This is a genomic window from Paracoccus sp. AK26, from assembly GCF_011801365.1.
Taxonomy (GTDB): domain Bacteria; phylum Pseudomonadota; class Alphaproteobacteria; order Rhodobacterales; family Rhodobacteraceae; genus Paracoccus; species Paracoccus aerius.
In genome coordinates, this window is record NZ_CP041041.1 from 52,211 (window position 1) to 68,879 (window position 16,669).

Annotated in this window: 14 protein-coding genes; 4 read left to right on the forward strand and 10 right to left on the reverse strand. The window is 66.5% G+C overall.

Annotation, left to right across the window (positions count from 1 at the left end):
- Position 1 precedes the first annotated feature (1 nt).
- Both FIU66_RS00225 and FIU66_RS00230 read right to left on the reverse strand, forming a co-directional pair.
- On the reverse strand, positions 2 to 1,096 hold the full coding sequence (locus tag FIU66_RS00225; protein WP_167620819.1) for an FAD-binding protein: 1,095 nt from the start codon (positions 1,094 to 1,096) through the stop codon (positions 2 to 4).
- The gene (locus FIU66_RS00230; RefSeq protein ID WP_201281097.1) at positions 1,093 to 2,535 is read right to left on the reverse strand and encodes an FAD-linked oxidase C-terminal domain-containing protein; all 1,443 of its coding nucleotides are present in this window, start codon (positions 2,533 to 2,535) and stop codon (positions 1,093 to 1,095) included. The genes FIU66_RS00225 and FIU66_RS00230 overlap by 4 nt, the downstream gene beginning before the upstream one ends.
- 100 nt (positions 2,536 to 2,635) lie before the next feature.
- Here FIU66_RS00230 and FIU66_RS00235 point away from each other — a divergent pair, with 100 nt between their 5' ends.
- The 3 genes from FIU66_RS00235 to FIU66_RS00245 all read left to right on the forward strand — a co-directional run bounded on the left by FIU66_RS00235 (position 2,636) and on the right by FIU66_RS00245 (position 5,628).
- A complete protein-coding gene (locus FIU66_RS00235; RefSeq protein WP_167620821.1) occupies positions 2,636 to 3,415 on the forward strand; it encodes an FCD domain-containing protein in 780 nt (259 codons plus the stop codon).
- Complete coding sequence (locus tag FIU66_RS00240) at positions 3,412 to 4,683, forward strand: glycerate kinase (RefSeq protein ID WP_167620822.1); 1,272 nt, start codon at positions 3,412 to 3,414, stop codon at positions 4,681 to 4,683. The genes FIU66_RS00235 and FIU66_RS00240 overlap by 4 nt, the downstream gene beginning before the upstream one ends.
- A 273-nt stretch (positions 4,684 to 4,956) precedes the next feature.
- On the forward strand, positions 4,957 to 5,628 hold the full coding sequence (locus tag FIU66_RS00245) for a Crp/Fnr family transcriptional regulator (protein WP_167620823.1): 672 nt from the start codon (positions 4,957 to 4,959) through the stop codon (positions 5,626 to 5,628).
- On the opposite strand, the gene FIU66_RS00250 is transcribed toward FIU66_RS00245, so the two are convergent.
- From FIU66_RS00250 to FIU66_RS00280, 7 genes are read right to left on the reverse strand one after another with little or no spacing between them, the layout of a single operon-like run.
- A complete protein-coding gene (locus FIU66_RS00250; protein WP_167620824.1) occupies positions 5,629 to 6,810 on the reverse strand; it encodes a phenylacetate--CoA ligase family protein in 1,182 nt (393 codons plus the stop codon). It abuts the gene before it with no gap.
- Between the two features lie 9 nt (positions 6,811 to 6,819).
- On the reverse strand, positions 6,820 to 7,608 hold the full coding sequence (locus FIU66_RS00255; protein WP_167620825.1) for an ABC transporter ATP-binding protein: 789 nt from the start codon (positions 7,606 to 7,608) through the stop codon (positions 6,820 to 6,822).
- A 3-nt stretch (positions 7,609 to 7,611) separates the two neighbouring features.
- Positions 7,612 to 8,841: an ABC transporter substrate-binding protein gene (locus FIU66_RS00260; protein ID WP_167620826.1), complete on the reverse strand. Its 1,230-nt coding sequence runs from the start codon at positions 8,839 to 8,841 to the stop codon at positions 7,612 to 7,614.
- Positions 8,842 to 8,880: 39 nt separating this feature from the next.
- Positions 8,881 to 9,954 carry a branched-chain amino acid ABC transporter permease gene (locus FIU66_RS00265; RefSeq protein ID WP_167620827.1) on the reverse strand — a complete coding sequence of 358 codons (1,074 nt, stop codon included), beginning with the start codon at positions 9,952 to 9,954 and terminating at the stop codon, positions 8,881 to 8,883.
- A gap of 4 nt (positions 9,955 to 9,958) precedes the next feature.
- Complete coding sequence (locus tag FIU66_RS00270; RefSeq protein ID WP_167620828.1) at positions 9,959 to 10,837, reverse strand: branched-chain amino acid ABC transporter permease; 879 nt, start codon at positions 10,835 to 10,837, stop codon at positions 9,959 to 9,961.
- Positions 10,837 to 12,786 carry a long-chain fatty acid--CoA ligase gene (locus FIU66_RS00275; RefSeq protein ID WP_167620829.1) on the reverse strand — a complete coding sequence of 650 codons (1,950 nt, stop codon included), beginning with the start codon at positions 12,784 to 12,786 and terminating at the stop codon, positions 10,837 to 10,839. Before FIU66_RS00275 ends, FIU66_RS00270 begins: the two co-directional genes overlap by 1 nt.
- Entirely contained in the window at positions 12,776 to 13,558 is a 783-nt protein-coding gene (locus tag FIU66_RS00280) for an ABC transporter ATP-binding protein (protein WP_167620830.1), read from the reverse strand. The genes FIU66_RS00275 and FIU66_RS00280 overlap by 11 nt, the downstream gene beginning before the upstream one ends.
- 152 nt (positions 13,559 to 13,710) lie before the next feature.
- On the opposite strand from FIU66_RS00280, the gene FIU66_RS00285 reads away from it, so the two are divergent.
- The gene (locus tag FIU66_RS00285) at positions 13,711 to 14,640 is read left to right on the forward strand and encodes a LysR family transcriptional regulator (RefSeq protein WP_167620831.1); all 930 of its coding nucleotides are present in this window, start codon (positions 13,711 to 13,713) and stop codon (positions 14,638 to 14,640) included.
- Here the strand turns inward: FIU66_RS00285 and FIU66_RS00290 are convergent.
- Complete coding sequence (locus FIU66_RS00290) at positions 14,621 to 16,444, reverse strand: heme peroxidase family protein (protein WP_167620832.1); 1,824 nt, start codon at positions 16,442 to 16,444, stop codon at positions 14,621 to 14,623. The two genes, FIU66_RS00285 and FIU66_RS00290, sit on opposite strands and share 20 nt — an antisense overlap.
- Positions 16,445 to 16,669: the final 225 nt, after the last annotated feature.

A 16,669-nucleotide genomic window follows, 5' to 3' on the forward strand; every position in this document is an offset into this window, starting at 1 on the left:
GTCAGGCGTCCATCAGGCCGGGGTTGAGGATGCCCGCCGGGTCGAAGCTGCGCCGCAGCCCGTCCTGCAGGCGCGCGACGGCGGGGGCCAGCGGCGGGAAGGCCGGACCTTCCGCGCCTTCGCGGCGGACCAGCGTGGCATGGGGGGCAAGGGCACGCGGGTTGCCGGGGCCGCGATACCAGATCAGGCCGCCGCCCCAATCCAGCGAGCAGTCCCCGCCCATCGCTCGCAGCCCGTCGCAAAGGCCGGGCGCATCACTGGGCTTGCACAGGATTCGCCACAGCGGGCCGCCGCCGGCGAAATGCGCCACGTCGCGGATGGCTTGCCAAGGGGCATCGTCCAGAACCTCGGGGCGGTGGTCCGCCAGAAGCGCCAGCAGACGGTCGCGGCGATAGGCAAGCTGGCCTTCCAGCCCTTCGATGCGCAGATAGACCGTGCCGCCGACATGGGCCGCGCCCGAGACCTCGAAGGGGGTGGACAAAGCTGTCGTGAAGATGCGCAGGGCAATGTCCTCGGTCACGCCGGGAAAAGACAGCGTGGTGCGGGCGGGCAGCAGCGGCAGGGTCTTCAGCACCACCTCGGCCAGCACGGCCAAGGTGCCGTATGATCCGGCCAGCAGCTTGGACAGATCCAGGCCGGTGACGTTCTTCATCACCCGCCCGCCGTTCTTCATCACGCGGCCCCGGCCGTCGACGAATCGCACGCCCAGCAGGTGATCGCGGCAGGCGCCTGCCAGCAGACGGCGCGGACCGCTGGCATTGGCCGCGACGGTGCCGCCCAGGGTAGGCGTGCCGTTGCCCCCCAGGACGGCGCCCATGTCGGGCGGCTCGAAAGCCAGGGCCTGGCCTTCGGCGGCCAGCATTTGTTCGATTTCCGCCAATGGCGTGCCGGGGCGGGCGATCAGCGTCATCTCGCCCGGGGAATAGGTCACCACGCCGGACAGGCGCGACAGCGACAGGGCTTCGCCGGCCGCGCGGTTTTCGACCCGCGTGCCGCCGCCCATGATGCGCAGGGGCGCGCGGCGGGCATGGTGGTCCGACAGGATTTCGGACAGTTCGGCTTCGGTCGTGGGCGCCAGATCCGATGCCACGTTCATTCCGCAGCCATCCCGCGATGCGCGGCGCTGGCGTCCAGCGGAAAGACCTTGGCCGGATTCAGCAGCCATTGGGGATCGAAGACATCCTTCACCTGCATCTGGATCGCCAGATCTTCGGGCGCATACTGGTCCGACATCAGGTCGCGCTTTTCCACGCCCACCCCATGTTCGCCGGTCAGGCAGCCGCCCACCTCGACACAAAGGCGCAGGATGTCGGCGCCGAAGGCCTCGGCGCGCGCCAGGTCGCCGGGCTTGTTGGCGTTGAACAGGATCAGCGGATGCATGTTGCCGTCGCCCGCGTGGAAGACATTCGCGACCTCCAGCCCGTGCTGGCGCGACAGTTCGCCGATCCGGCGCAGGGTATAGGGCAACTGGCCCACAGGCACGGTGCCGTCCAGGCAGATGTAGTCGCCCAGGCGTCCCATCGCGCCGAAGGCCGACTTGCGGCCCTTCCAGATCGCCAGGGCTTCGTCGGCATTGCGGCTTTCGCGGAACTCGACCGGGTTCAGGGCGTCTGCGATGGCGCGGATGCGGGCGATCTGGTCGTCGATCTCGGCTCGCGATCCCTCGACCTCGACGATCAGGACGGCAGGGCAATCGGGGTATCCGGCCTTGGCGAAGGCCTCGACCGCGCGCAGGCAGGGTTCGTCCATGTATTCGATGGCGACCGGCAGCACGCCGGACCGGATGATGTTGGCCACGCATTCGCCCGCGACCTCGGGGGAATCGAAGCCGATCAGCACGGGCCGCGCGCCTTCCGGGCGGGGCAGGATGCGCAAGGTGGCCTCGGTCACGACGCCAAGCTGGCCTTCGGACCCACACAGCACGCCCAGCAGGTCCAGGCCCGCGGGGCCAAGTTCCGGCCCGCCCAGTTCCACGATCTCTCCGGTCGTCAGGACCACGGTCGCGCCCAGCAGGTTGTTGGTGGTGACCCCGTATTTCAGGCAATGCGCCCCGCCCGAGTTCATCGCGATATTGCCCGCGATGGTGCAGGCCAGTTGCGAGGACGGGTCGGGTGCGTAGAAGAAGCCGTATGGTTCCAGTTCCGCGCTGACCGACAGGTTGGTCACGCCGGTCTGGACGCGGATAAAGCGGTTGTCGGTGTCGATCTGCAACACGTCGCGCAGGCGCATGGTGCCCAGGATCACGCAATCGGCCGTGGGCAGCGCGCCCCCCGCAAGCGAGGTGCCCGCCCCGCGCGGCACCACCGGCACACCCATCTGGCCGCAGATCTTCATCGTTGCCGCCACCTCTGCCGTCGTGCGCGGCAGGACCACGGCCAGCGGGGGGCAGCGGTATGCCGTCAGCGCGTCGCATTCATAGGCGCGGGTTTCCTGCGGGTCGTCGATCACAGCGTCCGGGGGCAGCACGGCGCGCAGGGCAGCCACGATCTGCGGGCCGCGCGCGATGATCCGCGGGTCGGGCGTCGGCATGGCGATGGACATGGCTCGGGCCTTTCTGTTCCGGCATCTTTGGTAAAATGATTTGACCAAGCCTGTCAATTGCGATGATATGGCCGCAGCGATAAGGGTGCCGCCCATGACCGAATTTCCGATCCGCCCCGAACGCGCCGCCGAGGCCGTGGCCCGCCATATCGAGACGCTGATCCTTGAAGGGTCGCTGGCCCCCGATGAAGGGCTGCTGCCGGAACGTGACCTGGCGCAGCGGCTGAACGTCTCGCGCCCGACGCTGCGGGACGGGCTGAAGATGCTGCAGGATCGCGGGCTGCTGGTGGGCGAAAAGGGGCGCGGCCTGCGCGTGGCGCCGCTGGGGCAGGCGGCCTTCACGGACCCGCTGATCGCCCTTCTGGCCGATCACCCCGAGGTCGAGGACGACTACCTGGATTTCCGCGACGTGGTCGAAAGCCATGCGGCGGGTCTGGCCGCGCAGCGGGCCACGGAACTGGATCGCGACCGCATCGCCGCCGCGCTGGAGGCGATCGAGGCCGCCCATGCCGCCGCAACCCCCGCAGACGAGGCCGAGGCCGACGCTGCCCTGCACCAGGCAATCTACGAGGCCAGCCACAACCTGGTCCTTTTGCAGATCATGCGGGCGCTGTCGGGCAACCTGCGCAGCAACGTGGCGCGGAACCGGGGGCGGATGTTCACCCTGCCGCAGATGCGCGACCGGCTGCGCGACCAGCACCGCGCCATCGGGGCCGCGATCCTGGACCGCGACCCCGATGCTGCCCGCGCCGCGGCCCATGACCATCTGGGCTATGTCCGCCAAGCCTCGCGCGACATTGCCGAGGCCGAGGCGCAACTGGAAACCGCCCGCCGCCGCCAGTCGGGCGGGGGCTTGGGCCAGCGTCGCCCATGACCGCGCCCGCCGCCGATCCAAGTGCCGATCCTGGCGCCTTCCTGCGCGCCCTGTTCGACCGCGCGGTCGAGGTGGCCGATCCCATGCGCTCGCTTGCAACCCATCTGCCGCCTCGGCCCGACGGGCGCGTGGTGGTGATCGGCGCGGGCAAGGCCAGTGCCCGCATGGCCGAGGCCGTGGAAGCCGCCTGGGGGTCATGCGAAGGCCTGGTCATCACCCGCTATGGCTATGGCCGCCCCTGCAAGGGGATCGAGATCGTCGAGGCCGCCCATCCGGTCCCGGATGAGGCCGGGGCGCAGGCCACGCTGCGGATGCTGGACCTGCTGGCCGGGCTTGACGAGGGGGATTTCGTTCTGGCGCTGATCTCGGGCGGGGCCTCGGCGCTGCTTTGCGCGCCGGTTCAGGGCGTGGGCCTTGCGGAAAAGCAGGCGGTGAATGCAGCGCTGCTGGCCTCGGGCGCGCCGATCGGGCAGATGAACGTGGTCCGCAAGCACCTGTCGCGCGTCAAGGGCGGCCAGCTGGCTGCAGCCGCCTGGCCCGCACGGATGCTGGCGCTGATGATCTCGGACGTGCCGGGGGACGATCCGGCGATGATCGGGTCTGGGCCGACGGTGGGCGACGCCAGCACCCCCGCCGATGCGCGGACGATCCTGGACCGCTGGGGGATCGCAGTCCCTGACAGCGTCACCCGCGCCCTGCAAGGCGGCAGCGGCGTCATTCCCCCCGGCGATCCGCGCCTGTCACGGGTCAAGAACCACATCATCGCCGCCCCTGCCCGATCGCTGGAGGCTGCGGCCGAAATGGCCCGCGCCGCCGGTTGCACCGTCGAGATCCTGGGTGATTCCCTGGAGGGCGAGGCGCGCGAGGTCGCGGCCCAGCATGCCCGCCTGGCCCTGTCGCGGCAGGCCGACGGCCATGGCAGCGGCCAGCCGCATCTCATCCTGTCGGGCGGCGAGCTGACAGTGACCCGGCGAGGCACGGGGATCGGCGGGCCCAATTCCGAATACTGCCTGGCCTTGGCCATTGCGCTTGCGGGGGCGCCGGGCATTCACGCACTGGCCTGCGACACGGATGGCGTCGATGGCGCGGCCGAGGTTGCGGGCGCGATCATCGGCCCCGGCACCTTGTCCGTTATGTCGCTGGACCTTGCGCGGCAGGCCTTGTCGGCGAACGATGCGCACGGCTTTTTCCAAGCCTGCGATGCTCAGGTCATTACTGGACCTACGCTGACGAACGTGAACGATTTCAGGGCGATCCTGACTTTATAGCTTTCAGATAATGCAATCGTCGCACCCGGCTGCGTTTTGTTAGGCCTTGTGTCGGCTGGTTGACACTTCGCCTCAGACAAAAGGTCTATCTGTCTAAGGGCGCAGTCGTGGTGCGCTGCATTTTCTGGGTTGAGTGCGAGTTCCGGCTATCCCGTCGCATCTTGTGTGATGCGTTGCCCTTTTTGGGCCGGGATAGCCTTTTTCCTGCTTCATTGCTATGATTTCGCGGTTCGCGGGCGGCCTGCCCGAATGTTGCCGAGGGACCTGTTTGCGATGATCGATCCCCAGGAATATTCCCATCTGTTTCAGGCGCCGATCCTGAAGGGGCTGACACGGAGCCAGAAGCACGCGCTGCTGGCCAGCTGCACATCCCGGCTGCTGAAACCCGGGGCCTATATCCTGCGCCAGGGCGAGACGACCGAGGGCAGCTATTTCATCGCCTCGGGCCGGGTCGAGGTCTGTTACGTGGACAGTTCCGGCAACCAGGTCATCGTCCATATCGCCACGGCCGGAGAGATGCTGGGCGAGGTCGAGGCCCTGTCGGGCCGACCCTGCGCGGCCAGCTGCCAGACCCTGACGGACACGACAGTGCTGTTCTGCCCCGCCAAGGCGCTGTTCGCCCATGTCCCCCCGCAGATCCTGATCCCGAACCTGTGCACCCTGCTGCATGACCGGCTGATGCGGGAAAACCGCAACCGGACGGCCGACCATTACTACAGTGCCGAACAGCGCATCCGCCTGTATCTGCGCCAATTGACCAGCGAATCGGACGATTCGGTGCAGATCAGCCAGTCGCAATTGGGCGTGGTCATCGGCTGTTCGCGCCAGACGGTGAACAAGATGCTGGGCGAATTGCGCGACGCCGGCATCATCGAACTGGGACGCAGCGCCGTGCGCGTGCTGGACCGGGCGCGCCTCGAAGCTGGCGCGCCGGTCCTGGAATGATCACCGCAGGTCGGCGATCACCCGGCCGTCATTGGGCAGGCTGCCCGGCGCGACAACCTCGACCGAGCCCTTCAGGCGCGTGATCTCGGCCAGCTTGTCGGCCAGCGGGGCCGCCACGCCGCTGTCGGCATGTTCCACCAGCAGGTGCATCCGGTCCTGTTCGCCGCTCCGGCTGATTTCCAGGCGCAGGCGCTGGCAGCCGGGCACCGCGCGGCCGATGGCGGCGATCTGTTCGGGGCGCACGAACATCCCCTTGACCTTCGCTGCCTGGTCGGCACGGCCCATCCAGCCCTTGATGCGGCGCGCGCCGGTGGCCCCTGGGATGATGGCCGACATGTCGCCCGTGGCAAAGCGCAGCAGCGGGTAGTCGGCGTCAAGCCGCGTCACCACGATCTCTCCCACCTCGCCATCGGGGACGGGCTGGCCCGTGCCGGGACGCACGATCTCGACGATCGCGCCGTCGTTCAGCACCATCCCCGGCCCGCCATCCTCATAGGCCACGATGCCCAGGTCGGCGGTGCCATAGCATTGCCTGACGGCCACGCCCCGCGACGAAAGCTCGGCCCGCAGGCTGTCGGGCAGGGCCGCCCCGGTGACCATGCCGACCTGAAGGCAGGTCCGGTCCAGGCCGGCCTCATCCGCCTTGTCCAGGATGATCTTCAGGAAATCCGGCACGCCCACATAGACGCGCGGGCGGTATTGCCGGATCGCCACAAGCTGGTCGGCGGTATTGCCGGGACCGGCAGGGATGACCGGGCAGCCCAAGGCCTCGGCCCCGGCCTCGAAGATGAAGGCGGCTGGCGTCAGGTGATAGGAGAAGGTGTTCAGGATCACGTCGCCCCCCTGCACCCCGGCGGCAGACAGGGCGGCAGCCGATCCCCACCAGTCCAGCCCGCGCCCTTCCGGGTCGAAGATCGGTCCGGGCGACACGAACAGCCGCCGCAGGCCTGTGACCGGCCCGCCGGTCAGCCCGCCAAAGGGCGCGTCCTTGGCCTGCATGTCCACCAGATCCGACTTGCGCAGCACCGGAAGGGCCGCCAGGTCGTCCAGGCTGTCCAGCGGCTTGTCCGGCAGGCCCGCCCAGAAGGGCTGGCTGCCGCGCATCCGCGCCAATTGCGCGTTCAGACGGGCAAGCGGGGTCCCCTCGCGCGTGTCGCGGGCGTGGTCAAGATCGACGGTCATGGGCTTTCCTCAGGCCAGCCAGCGTTTGCGCCGGCGATAGTGTTTGACGTTGCGGTAGTCGGTGTGCTCGGCCCCGCCCAGATAGAAGTCCTGCACGTCGGGATTCGACTTCAGCACCTCGGCCGCGCCCGACATCACCACCTGCCCCTGTTCGATCAGATAGGCGCGCGACACGATGTCCAGCGTGGCCGCGGCGTTCTGTTCGACCAGCAGCACCGACATGCCCTGTTCGGCGTTGATCGTGCCGATGATGCCGAAGATTTCCTGCACCAGCAGCGGCGACAGGCCCAGCGAGGGTTCGTCCAGCATGATCAGCTTGGGTTCGGTCATCAGCGCCCGGCCGATGGCCAGCATCTGCTGTTCGCCGCCCGACAGATAGCCCGCCTTGGACTTGATGCGTTCCTTGAGGCGCGGGAAATAGGCATAGACCTGTTCGCGCAATTCGTTGAAGCGTGCGATGCTGCGGCCGCGATAGGCGGCCACCAGGTTTTCGTCCGGGGTCAGGTGGCCGAAGATGCGCCGGCCTTCCAGCACATGGACCAGCCCGCCCGCCACCCGTTCGGGCGCCCCCATGTTCAGGATCGATCGGTCGCCGAAGCGGATCTCGCCCCGGGTGACCAGCCCACGCTCGGGGCCCAAGAGCCCCGAGATGGATTTCAGCGTCGTGGATTTGCCCGCGCCGTTCGATCCCAGAAGGGCGACCATCTCGCCTTCGCCCACCTCCAGCGAAACGCCCTTGATGGCCAGGAAGACCTTGTCATAGATCACCTCGACGTTTTCCAGGATCAGCGCGGGCATGGCTTAGTTGCCTTCCTTGTACTTGGCGGCCGATTCCTCGATCACCTGGCGGATCAGCTCGGGATAGGCGGCGTGCCATTCGCTGACCGGCACCCACTTCTCGCCGTCCCATTCCGACACGCGGCCTGCGCCGCCGCCTTGGTGATCCTCGGCGGTATAGGTCACGGCGGGCATCAGCCCCTCGGCGTCAAAGCCCGAGATCTTCTCGAAGCCGGCCTTCAGCGTCTCTCCGGTCAGCGGCTGGCCGCCTTCCATCCCCAGGCGCGCGGCCTCGACCGCGACGGCCATCGTGGCGACGCCAAGGTTATAGTAGCTGTTGCCGACATTGGCCTCGTCGCCCGAGCCCTTGCCGGCGGCGATGACCTTTTCCTGGATCCGCTGGATGATCGGCAGGTCGGTGCCGGCCGCGGTCGCCTCGAAGCGCTTGACGCCCTTCATCTGCGGGCCGACATTGGCGGCATCTGTTTCGGCCAGCCAGATCACCGAATGGATCTGTTCGGGCGCGATGCCGTTCTGGATGGCGGTTCGCACGGATACGGCCTGACCGCCGCCCGCGCCCCAGATCAGGACATAGTCGGGGCGGTAACGCCGAACTTCGGACCAGGCGGCGGCCTGTTCGTTGCCGGGGCTGGCATAGGGGAAGGCCTGGAACTCGAACCCTTCCTGTTCGGATAGGGCTTCCAGGATCGGGCCGGGTTCGCGGCCGAAGGGGCTGTCGATATGGACGATGGCGATCTTCTTGCCTTCCAGCCCGCCATTGTTCTTCATGTGCTCGATCAGGTTTGCGGCCTGGGCCCAATAGGTGGGCAGCATCGGGAAGACATAGGGGAACACGGTCCCGTCGGATGCGTCGCCGCGCCCGTGGGCGGGGGTGATGACGATGTTCTTGTCGGCCTGCGCCTGGTCCAGGATCGCGGCGGATACCGGCGTCGACAGGAAGTCGAACAGGATCGCGCCTTCTTCCTTGGCGCGGTTATAGGCCTCGATTCCGCGCTGCGGCTGGTTGCCGGTGTCGCGGACGATGGCGGTCACAGAGTTGCCCTCGCCCAGAAGGCCTTCGGCATTCGCCAGGGCCAGATAGTCTTGCTGCCCCTGGTTATACTGGCCGGTCACGAAGGTATAAACCGCCGTGAAATCCTGAAGCAGGCCGAACTTAACGTCTTCGGCGGCCACGGGGGCGGACAGCCCAGCCACAAGGGCCGTCGTCAGCGCCAGCTTGCGCAGAAAGGTCATGTGTTTTCCTCCCATGTTATGCGTTCCCCCTCCCAAGGGTCAGCTTCTGGCGTGGCGGAAAGGCCAGACCAGGAAATACTTGCGGATGTTGTCATAGATTTTCGCCAGACCCAGTGGCTCCAGCAGCAGGAAGCCGATGATCATGGCGCCGTAGATCATCAAGGGCAGGTGCGACAGGAAGTTCTGGCTGACCGGCACCCAGCCGGATGCGGCAAGGCCCGACACCAGGTTGGTCAGGAAGATCGGCGCCAGCAGCACGAAGCCCGCGCCCAGCCAGGATCCGATCACCGATCCCAGGCCGCCGACCAGCACCATGGCGACCAACTGGATCGACACGTTGAAGCCGAACTGTTCCGGCGTCACCGCGCGATAGAAGCAGAAGGCCAGGATCGCGCCCGTCACGCCGCCCATGAAGGATGACGTGAAGAAGGCCATCAGCTTGGTCTTGAACGGGTCCACCCCGATCACGGCGGCGGCGAAGTCCTTGTCGCGGATGGCTACCAGGGCGCGGCCGAAGGACGTGCGCTTGACGTTCATGAAGAACACCGTCAGCAGCACCGCCCAGCCAAGCGCCAGCCAATAACGCGCCGCAAGGCTTTCAATGGGCAGGAACAGGAAGCTGACTGCAGGCGTGCGCAACGTGGCGTGCGCGCCCCCGGAAATCGCGGGCACGTTCACCACGACCCAGTCGACCAGATACTGCATCGCCAGCGTGGCCATCACCAGGTAAAGCCCCTTCACCCGCAGCGCGGCACCCCCGAAGATCGCGCCGATCACCGCCGAGATCAGCCCGGACAGCAGCAGCGCCAGTTCGAAGGGCACGCCCGCCCGCACCAGGTGGATGGATGCATAGGCCCCGATCGCCATCACGGCGGCAAAGCCGAAATGCAGCTGCCCCGCCAGACCCATCAGCAGCGTCAGCGACAGCGCGGCCGCCGACCAGATCACCCAGGGCAGGACATAGCTGCCCAGATACAGCGGCGAGACGAACAACGGGGCCAACAGCGCCAGCACCAGAAGCGCGATCACCAGCCAGCGGTCCGTGGGGATCTTCCACAGCTTGCGGTCGGCCTGATAGCTGGTGTGATACGTCCCCGAGAGGCGATAGAACATGGCGTCAGATCCTCTCGATGTCTTCTCGGCCGAAGATGCCGAAGGGGCGGACCATGATGGTCAGCAGGATGATGAGCGAGGTGACGACATCGCGCGTCGATCCGCCCGCGAAGCTGTCCAGGTATCCGGGAATGACCGTGCCCAGCACGCCCACAAGGATGCCGCCCACCAGGACGCCGGGCACCGAATCGACGCCGCCCAGGATCACCACGGCGACCGCCGGGAACAGCAGCGCGGACAGCGTCCAGTCCACCCCCTGCGACGATCCCCACAGCGCCCCCGCGACCACGGCGGCGATCCCCGCCAGGCCCCAGGAGATGCCGATGGCGCGTTCCACGGAAATGCCCACGGCCCAGCTTGACACATGGTCATCCGACACGGCGCGCAGCTTGGTGCCTGTCCGGGTGCGGAAGAACAGAAGCGAGGCGCCGACCAGAGCCAAGGCCACGATGCCGCCGTAAAGCGAGGTGCGGTTGATGAACACGTCGCCGATGATGATGGGCGCAAAGCCGATTCCCAGGTCGATGGGCTTGGGCGCGGATCCCAGGATGCCCGGCACCATGCCGCGCAGCAGGATCTCAAGCCCCAGGGTCAGCATCACCACCATGATGACCGGCTGGCCGACCATGCGGCGCAGCAGCAGCCGTTCCACCACCAGGCCAAAGCCGAACATGATCGCGGCGGCGATGGGAATGGCGATCCAGACATTGAGGCCCCAGGCCATGACCAGCCAGACCGCATAGCCCGCCGTCATCACCAGGGCGCCCTGCGCCAGGTTCGGAACGCCTGCGGACTTGTAGATCAGCACGAAGCCCAAGGCGACCAGCGAATACATCAGCCCGGTCAGCGCGCCCGAAATCAGCAGTTCCAGGAAATATGCCATCACGCGGCCCCCTTCACGTCGGACAGCCGCAGCACCCGGTCCAGGGTCCCTGTCTGGCCGTTTTCATAGGTGATCTTGGCCTTGAAATCGATCTGGTCGTCGCCCCGGTTCAGCGCCTCGATGATCGGGCCATAGCGGTCGTCGATCACGTTGCGCTTGAGCTTGCGGGTGCGGGTGACCTCTCCGTCGTCCGGGTCGAATTCCTTGTGCAGGTTGACGAAGCGGTCGATGGACAGCCCGTGCGGAAGATGCGCGTTCACCGCCGCGATCTCTCCGCGGATCAGGTCATAGATGCGCGGCTGCTGGGACAGTTCGGCATAGGAGGTATAGGCCACGCCATGTTCCTGCGCCCATTGGCCCACAGCCTGGAAGTCGACGCAGACGATCGCCACCAGCATGTCGCGGCCCTGCCCGATCACCGCGGCGTCCTTGATATAGGGCGAGAATTTCAGCCGGTTCTCGATATAGGTGGCGATGAAGCGGGTGCCGTCGCGCTTTTCCACCACTTCGGACACGCGGCCCAGAACGACCAGCTGGCCGTCAGGCTCGATCTGGCCCGCGTCCCCTGTGTGCAGCCAGCCGTCCTGCAACGCCTCGGCGCTGGCCTTGGGGTTCTGGAAATAGCCGTCGAAGATGTTGTCGCCGCGCAGCAGGATCTCTCCATGCTCGTCGATCTTCATCTCGACGCCGGGGAAGGGGCGGCCGACCGTGGTCAGCGAGATGTCCTCGGGCTTTTGCGCAACCGCCAGGGCGCAGTTTTCCGTCTGGCCGTAGAACTGGCGCAGGTTCAGGCCGATGGCCCGGAACCACAGGAACACGTCCTCGCCGATGGCCTCTCCGGCGGTATAGGCGCGCTTCACCCGGCCCAGGCCAAGCTGGTCGCGGATCGGGCCATAGATCAGCCATTCGCCCAAGAATCGCGTCAGACCGCCGCCCGCAGGCTTGCCGTCCAGCCGCGCCCGTTCGGCCTCCATCGCGCGGGGCATGAAGTAATCATACAGCCTGCGCTTCAGGCCGGTGGTTTCCGCGATCCCCACCTGCACGCGCGTCAGCATGGCCGACCAGGCGCGGGGCGATGCGAAATACAGCGTGGGCGCCATTTCCCGCAGGTCGTGCAGGGCGGTTTCATTCGCCTCGGGGATGTTGACGGTAAAGCGCAATTCCATCGCCGCGCCGACCGAGAAGATGAAGTCGCCGACCCAAGCCATCGGCAGATAGGCCATGTGGACCTCGCCCTGCTGGAAATAGCCGGCGGCGGCGGCGTTGCGGACACCTGACAGGACATGGCCGTGCTTCAGCGGAATGCCCTTGGGCGCGCCGGTGGTGCCGGACGAATGCATCAGCACGACAGTGTCGTGGATCGTGGACCGGGCGATCAGCGCCTGGGCCAGGCCCGGATCGGCTTTCAGCCGCGCCGCACCTTCGGCCCGGACCGCGTCGAAGCCCGCCACGCCGGCCGGTTCGCGGCCCGCAAGCCCGCGCGGGTCGTCATAGATCACCAGGTCCAGATGCTGCCAGCGGCCCTTGGCCTCCAGCATCTTGTCCACCTGCTCCTGGTCCTCGGCGACCGCCACGCGGATATCCTCGCGCTCCATCTGGGCGGCCAGTTCCTCGGTGGGCGCATCGGCATAGGCGGGCGAGGGGATGGCGCGCAGGCAGGCCGCGCCCAGCATCGCGAAATACAGGTTCGGGCGGTTGTCGCCGATCACCATCACCACGTCGCCCGGCTTCACGCCGCGCGCTTCAAGGCCTGCGGCGAATTCTACCACGGCCCGCAGGTAGTCGGCCCAGGTGTATTCCTGCCAGATGCCGTGGTCGCGTTCGCGCATGGCAACCTGGTTCGGCACCTCGGCCGCGTTCTGCGCCAGGCGCGCCAGGATCGTGTCGTCGGACCGCCAGTTCGGATGCAGCGCCTGGGCCTGGGCGATGTTCACCGGATCATGCTGCATGGCGGGGCTTTCCGATATAGGCCTCGACCACGCGCGGATCGGCAATGGCTTCGCGTGCCGGGCCTTGGGCGATTTCCTGGCCGTTGTTCAGGACCAGCACCCGGTCGCAGAGCGCGGTCACGACATCCATGTGATGCTCGATGATCAGGACCGTCAGGCCCAATGCCTCCTGCGCATCCAGGATGAAGCGGACCATGTATTCCTTTTCTTCCTGGTTCATGCCGGCCATGGGTTCGTCCAGAACCAGCAGCTTGGGTTCGGCGCAAAGCGCGCGGGCCAGTTCGACGCGCTTCTGCAAGCCCAGGGGGATCACGTCGACATGTTCGTCGCGGGCAGGGGCCAGTTGCAGAAGGTCAATCACCTCTTCGACATGGCGGCGATGGGCCACTTCTTCCTTTTGCGCCCACCACGGATAGAAGAACGACGCCAGCGGATTGGGCTTCATGAAGATGTGCCGCCCCATCAGGATGTTGTCCAGGACGCTCATTCCGTGGAACAGCGCGACGTTCTGGAAGGTCCGCGCCACGCCCATGGACGCGATGCGGAACGGCTTCAGCCCGTTGATCTGCCGGCCGTCCAGCGTGATGCGGCCTTCCTGCGGCGGATAGAAACCGGTGATGGCATTGACCAGCGTGGTCTTTCCCGAACCGTTCGGCCCGACCAGCCCGAAAATCTCGCCCCGCTGCACCGCGACCGAGACATTCTTCAAGGCAACCACGCCGCCGAAACGGCGGGTGATGTTGTCGCAGACAAGAACGCTGTCGCCGCTCATGCGCGGATGAGCCCGTTGACTGGGTGCATAGCCTGTCCTCCCAAACAGTCTTGCGGCCGACTCCTCCTCCGAAGCCGGCAGGGAAAGGCTAGCATCGGTTCTGTTTTTCGGTAAACCGAAAAGAATAGGAAAACCGTTTCAGGATTCTTGAAATGCATCCGAATCTGGTCGATCACCTGCGGGCCTTCTGCGCCATCGCCGACACGGGCAGCCTGACGGCGGCGGCCAAGGAATTGCGGCGGCCGATTTCATCCGTCAGCTATTCGCTGGCGCAACTGGAACAACAATGCGGCTTTCCGCTGCTGGGGCGCGGCACCAGCCGGGCCGAGCTGACCGAACGCGGTCGCGTGCTGCTGGCCGAGGCGCGCAGCGTCGTCGAACGCGCCCGCAGCTTCACCACCCATGCGCAATCGCTGGAAAAGGGCGAGGAAACGCGGCTGCGGGTGCTGATCGACGTGCTGTTTCCCCGCGCGGACCTGAACCAGGCCCTGCGCGCCTTTGCGGCGGATCATCCGCACGCCCGGTTCCAGTTCTTCAATTCATCGCTGGCAACGCTGTGGGACGACCTGCGGATCGGGAACTTCGACTTTGCCCTGACGCTGGCCGCCGCGATCCCCTCGGACATCGCCGCCCGCCACCTGGGGACCGAGACGCTGGGCCCGGTCTGCGCGACGGGGCACCGGCTGGCGGGGCTGCCGCAGCCACTGGCGATGCGCGCCTTCGACCGGGAACGGCAGATCTATTACGTGGGGTCTCCGCAGATCGACATGGAGCGGGTGGGACGTTTGTTTTCCACCGATGTGTGGACGGTGAACGATGTCGAATCCATCAAGTCGATGGTGACGGCGGGGCTTGGCTGGTGCTTTTCCGCCAGCCGCACCTTCGAGCCCGAGATCGCGCGGGGCGAGGTCATGCGCCTGACCTGCGAGGACATGCAGTTCCATCCGGTCCGCACCGTGGTCGTGGCCTGGCCCGCGCATCGCAGGCCAGGCCCTCTGGGTCGCCAGATGGTGCAGGCCCTGGCCGATCAGTTCGGCCAGGGCGATGGCATGGCAGGCGTCCTCAGGCCAGAAGCCCGGTAAAGCGCAGCATCGCCTTGAGGCTGTCGATCGGCTGGGAGGGCTGGAACAGATGCGGCGACCAGCGGTGTCCGTCGATCTTGGCGTTCCAGTAGGAACCGGCGTCGTTGACCACCAGCCCGATCAGCGTGTTGGCGACCAGATGGCTGCCAAGCGCCCCCAGGTGGTTGCCGCCGACCAGTTCGGCTTCGCGCAGGACATAGAACCACAACGGGGTCGCGGCATCCAGGCCGGGGGCGACCAGGAAGTCGCGTCCCTCCGAGACCTGCCCGGGCGTCAGCACCGGGATCGGGCGATAAAGCCCGGTCGCGTTGATCGCCTCGATCAGGGCCTGGGCCGAGGGCATGTTCAGCCGGTATCCGCGCCGCAGGTTGCGCATCGCCAGCCGCTTCATCATCGGCGGGGTGCCCGGCCTGGACGCCTGGTTCACCATGTCGTCCAGGGGCGGGGCCAGATGGGTGTCGATCCTGCGGGCTGAACGCCGTGGCGTTTCGGCATTGACCATGCGGTCCCATTCGATCACCCAGTTTCCGGGAAGATTGGTCCCCGGCGCCGCGGACGGATCCGGTCGCATCTTGCCGCCGCCGGTAAAGGCGAACAGCAACTCGAAGCTGGCAAAGGGCAGGATCTGCGTGGACCCGGCAACGGGCGTGCCGAAGAAGCGGTTGTGATCATAGCCGCCGCGCACCATCGAATGGCCGAAGCGGAAGCCCGCGACCGAGAATTCCAGCGGCATCGGCAGCTTGGCGGGATCAGCAGGCGGGTTGTCGTCCAGGAACTCGGCGTAAAGCGGCGCCCCGGTGGCCAGCACCTCGTCCACGACATCGTTTGCGCAAATTCCCGGCAGGAAGCTGTTCAAGACCAGCCACTGGTAATGAAAGCGGGTCAGGCGCCGGGCTTCCTCGAAATCGTGGCCGAGGTCCACCATCCGGTTGTGCAGGCGCAGGAAGGCCACATGCAGTTGCGCCACCAGCAGGTTTTCATCGTTGCGCCCGTCGCCGATGATGGCCCGGCTGCGGATCGGGCCGTCAGCATCGACGAAATTCTCGCGCAGGGCGGGATCCAGGGCATTCAGCTCGGCTTCCGTGATATCGCCCCGGTCCAGGAGGAACCCAAGCCGCAGCAGATCCGCCGCGGGATCGGCGGGCAGCGGCGGCCGGCCATCGCCGGAATCGGCCGTGACACCCAAACGCATCTTGTCGGTGAAGGTCGGGTGACGCATCAGTTGGGCCAGCTTGGTCGCGAAGGCCCCCTGACCGGGCGAATCCCCGTAAAGGCTGTCAAGCGCCAGCGTCCCTTCGCGCAGGTTGTCCAACCCCTGTTCGACCTGCACCCGGTCCATCGGGTCGATATCGCCCACGATCTCGGACAGGCCGGGAACCTCGCGATCGGTATTGGCGGTGATGTCGTGGTCGATGAACTGGCCGAAATAGGTCAGGATCGGCGGGATCGAGGCGTCGCCAGGATCCGCCGTCTCGACCGCCATGCTTTCGGCAAGCTGGTCAAGCGCCGCCAGCGTCGCGGGGCCGGCAGGCAGGCCGGGCGCATCGCGGAACAGATAGCGGAAAGCCCCCGGCGCCGTGGATATCGCCATCGAACGCGTGGCTGCCGTGGCGGTGCTTGCCACTGCGCCCTCGACAACGGCCGAGATCGGCTTGGCATCCAGGCGCTCAAGCGCCTCGGCGGGGTTTTCAAGAACCGCCGCGCCGCGGGCAAAGGGGGGGCTGGGGGGACCGTCTGAAGGCACGGGCTGCAGTGCGGCCGTATCCTGGACGATGCGCGTTCCGTGGCTGAGAGAAAACAACATGGTAAACTCCGGGCAATCGTGATCAAATCGGCGCGAATACACGCCGAATAATGCAGTTCCGCAGAAATGCGGTTATCGGGATTTCCGGGCCGTTATTCCGCCGGGCAATTAATCCTCGAAGCAATAAATATCATTAATCGCGGTATGAATCTACAAATAATGAGGGATAATATATAAGTCGAATTACCGGGTTTAAAATAAACCCGGAGCAAGCATTTTCAAATG

Bases quoted from the DNA above. Each gene is read 5' to 3' on its own strand.
- FIU66_RS00225 (WP_167620819.1), bottom strand. From the start codon at position 1,096: ATGAACGTGGCATCGGATCTGGCGCCCACGACCGAAGCCGAACTGTCC.
- FIU66_RS00290 (WP_167620832.1), bottom strand. From the start codon at position 16,444: ATGTTGTTTTCTCTCAGCCACGGAACGCGCATCGTCCAGGATACGGCC.
- FIU66_RS00285 (WP_167620831.1), top strand. From the start codon at position 13,711: ATGCATCCGAATCTGGTCGATCACCTGCGGGCCTTCTGCGCCATCGCC.
- FIU66_RS00270 (WP_167620828.1), bottom strand. From the start codon at position 10,837: ATGGCATATTTCCTGGAACTGCTGATTTCGGGCGCGCTGACCGGGCTG.
- FIU66_RS00275 (WP_167620829.1), bottom strand. From the start codon at position 12,786: ATGCAGCATGATCCGGTGAACATCGCCCAGGCCCAGGCGCTGCATCCG.
- FIU66_RS00280 (WP_167620830.1), bottom strand. From the start codon at position 13,558: ATGAGCGGCGACAGCGTTCTTGTCTGCGACAACATCACCCGCCGTTTC.
- FIU66_RS00260 (WP_167620826.1), bottom strand. From the start codon at position 8,841: ATGACCTTTCTGCGCAAGCTGGCGCTGACGACGGCCCTTGTGGCTGGG.
- FIU66_RS00250 (WP_167620824.1), bottom strand. From the start codon at position 6,810: ATGACCGTCGATCTTGACCACGCCCGCGACACGCGCGAGGGGACCCCG.
- FIU66_RS00255 (WP_167620825.1), bottom strand. From the start codon at position 7,608: ATGCCCGCGCTGATCCTGGAAAACGTCGAGGTGATCTATGACAAGGTC.
- FIU66_RS00240 (WP_167620822.1), top strand. From the start codon at position 3,412: ATGACCGCGCCCGCCGCCGATCCAAGTGCCGATCCTGGCGCCTTCCTG.
- FIU66_RS00235 (WP_167620821.1), top strand. From the start codon at position 2,636: ATGACCGAATTTCCGATCCGCCCCGAACGCGCCGCCGAGGCCGTGGCC.
- FIU66_RS00265 (WP_167620827.1), bottom strand. From the start codon at position 9,954: ATGTTCTATCGCCTCTCGGGGACGTATCACACCAGCTATCAGGCCGAC.
- FIU66_RS00245 (WP_167620823.1), top strand. From the start codon at position 4,957: ATGATCGATCCCCAGGAATATTCCCATCTGTTTCAGGCGCCGATCCTG.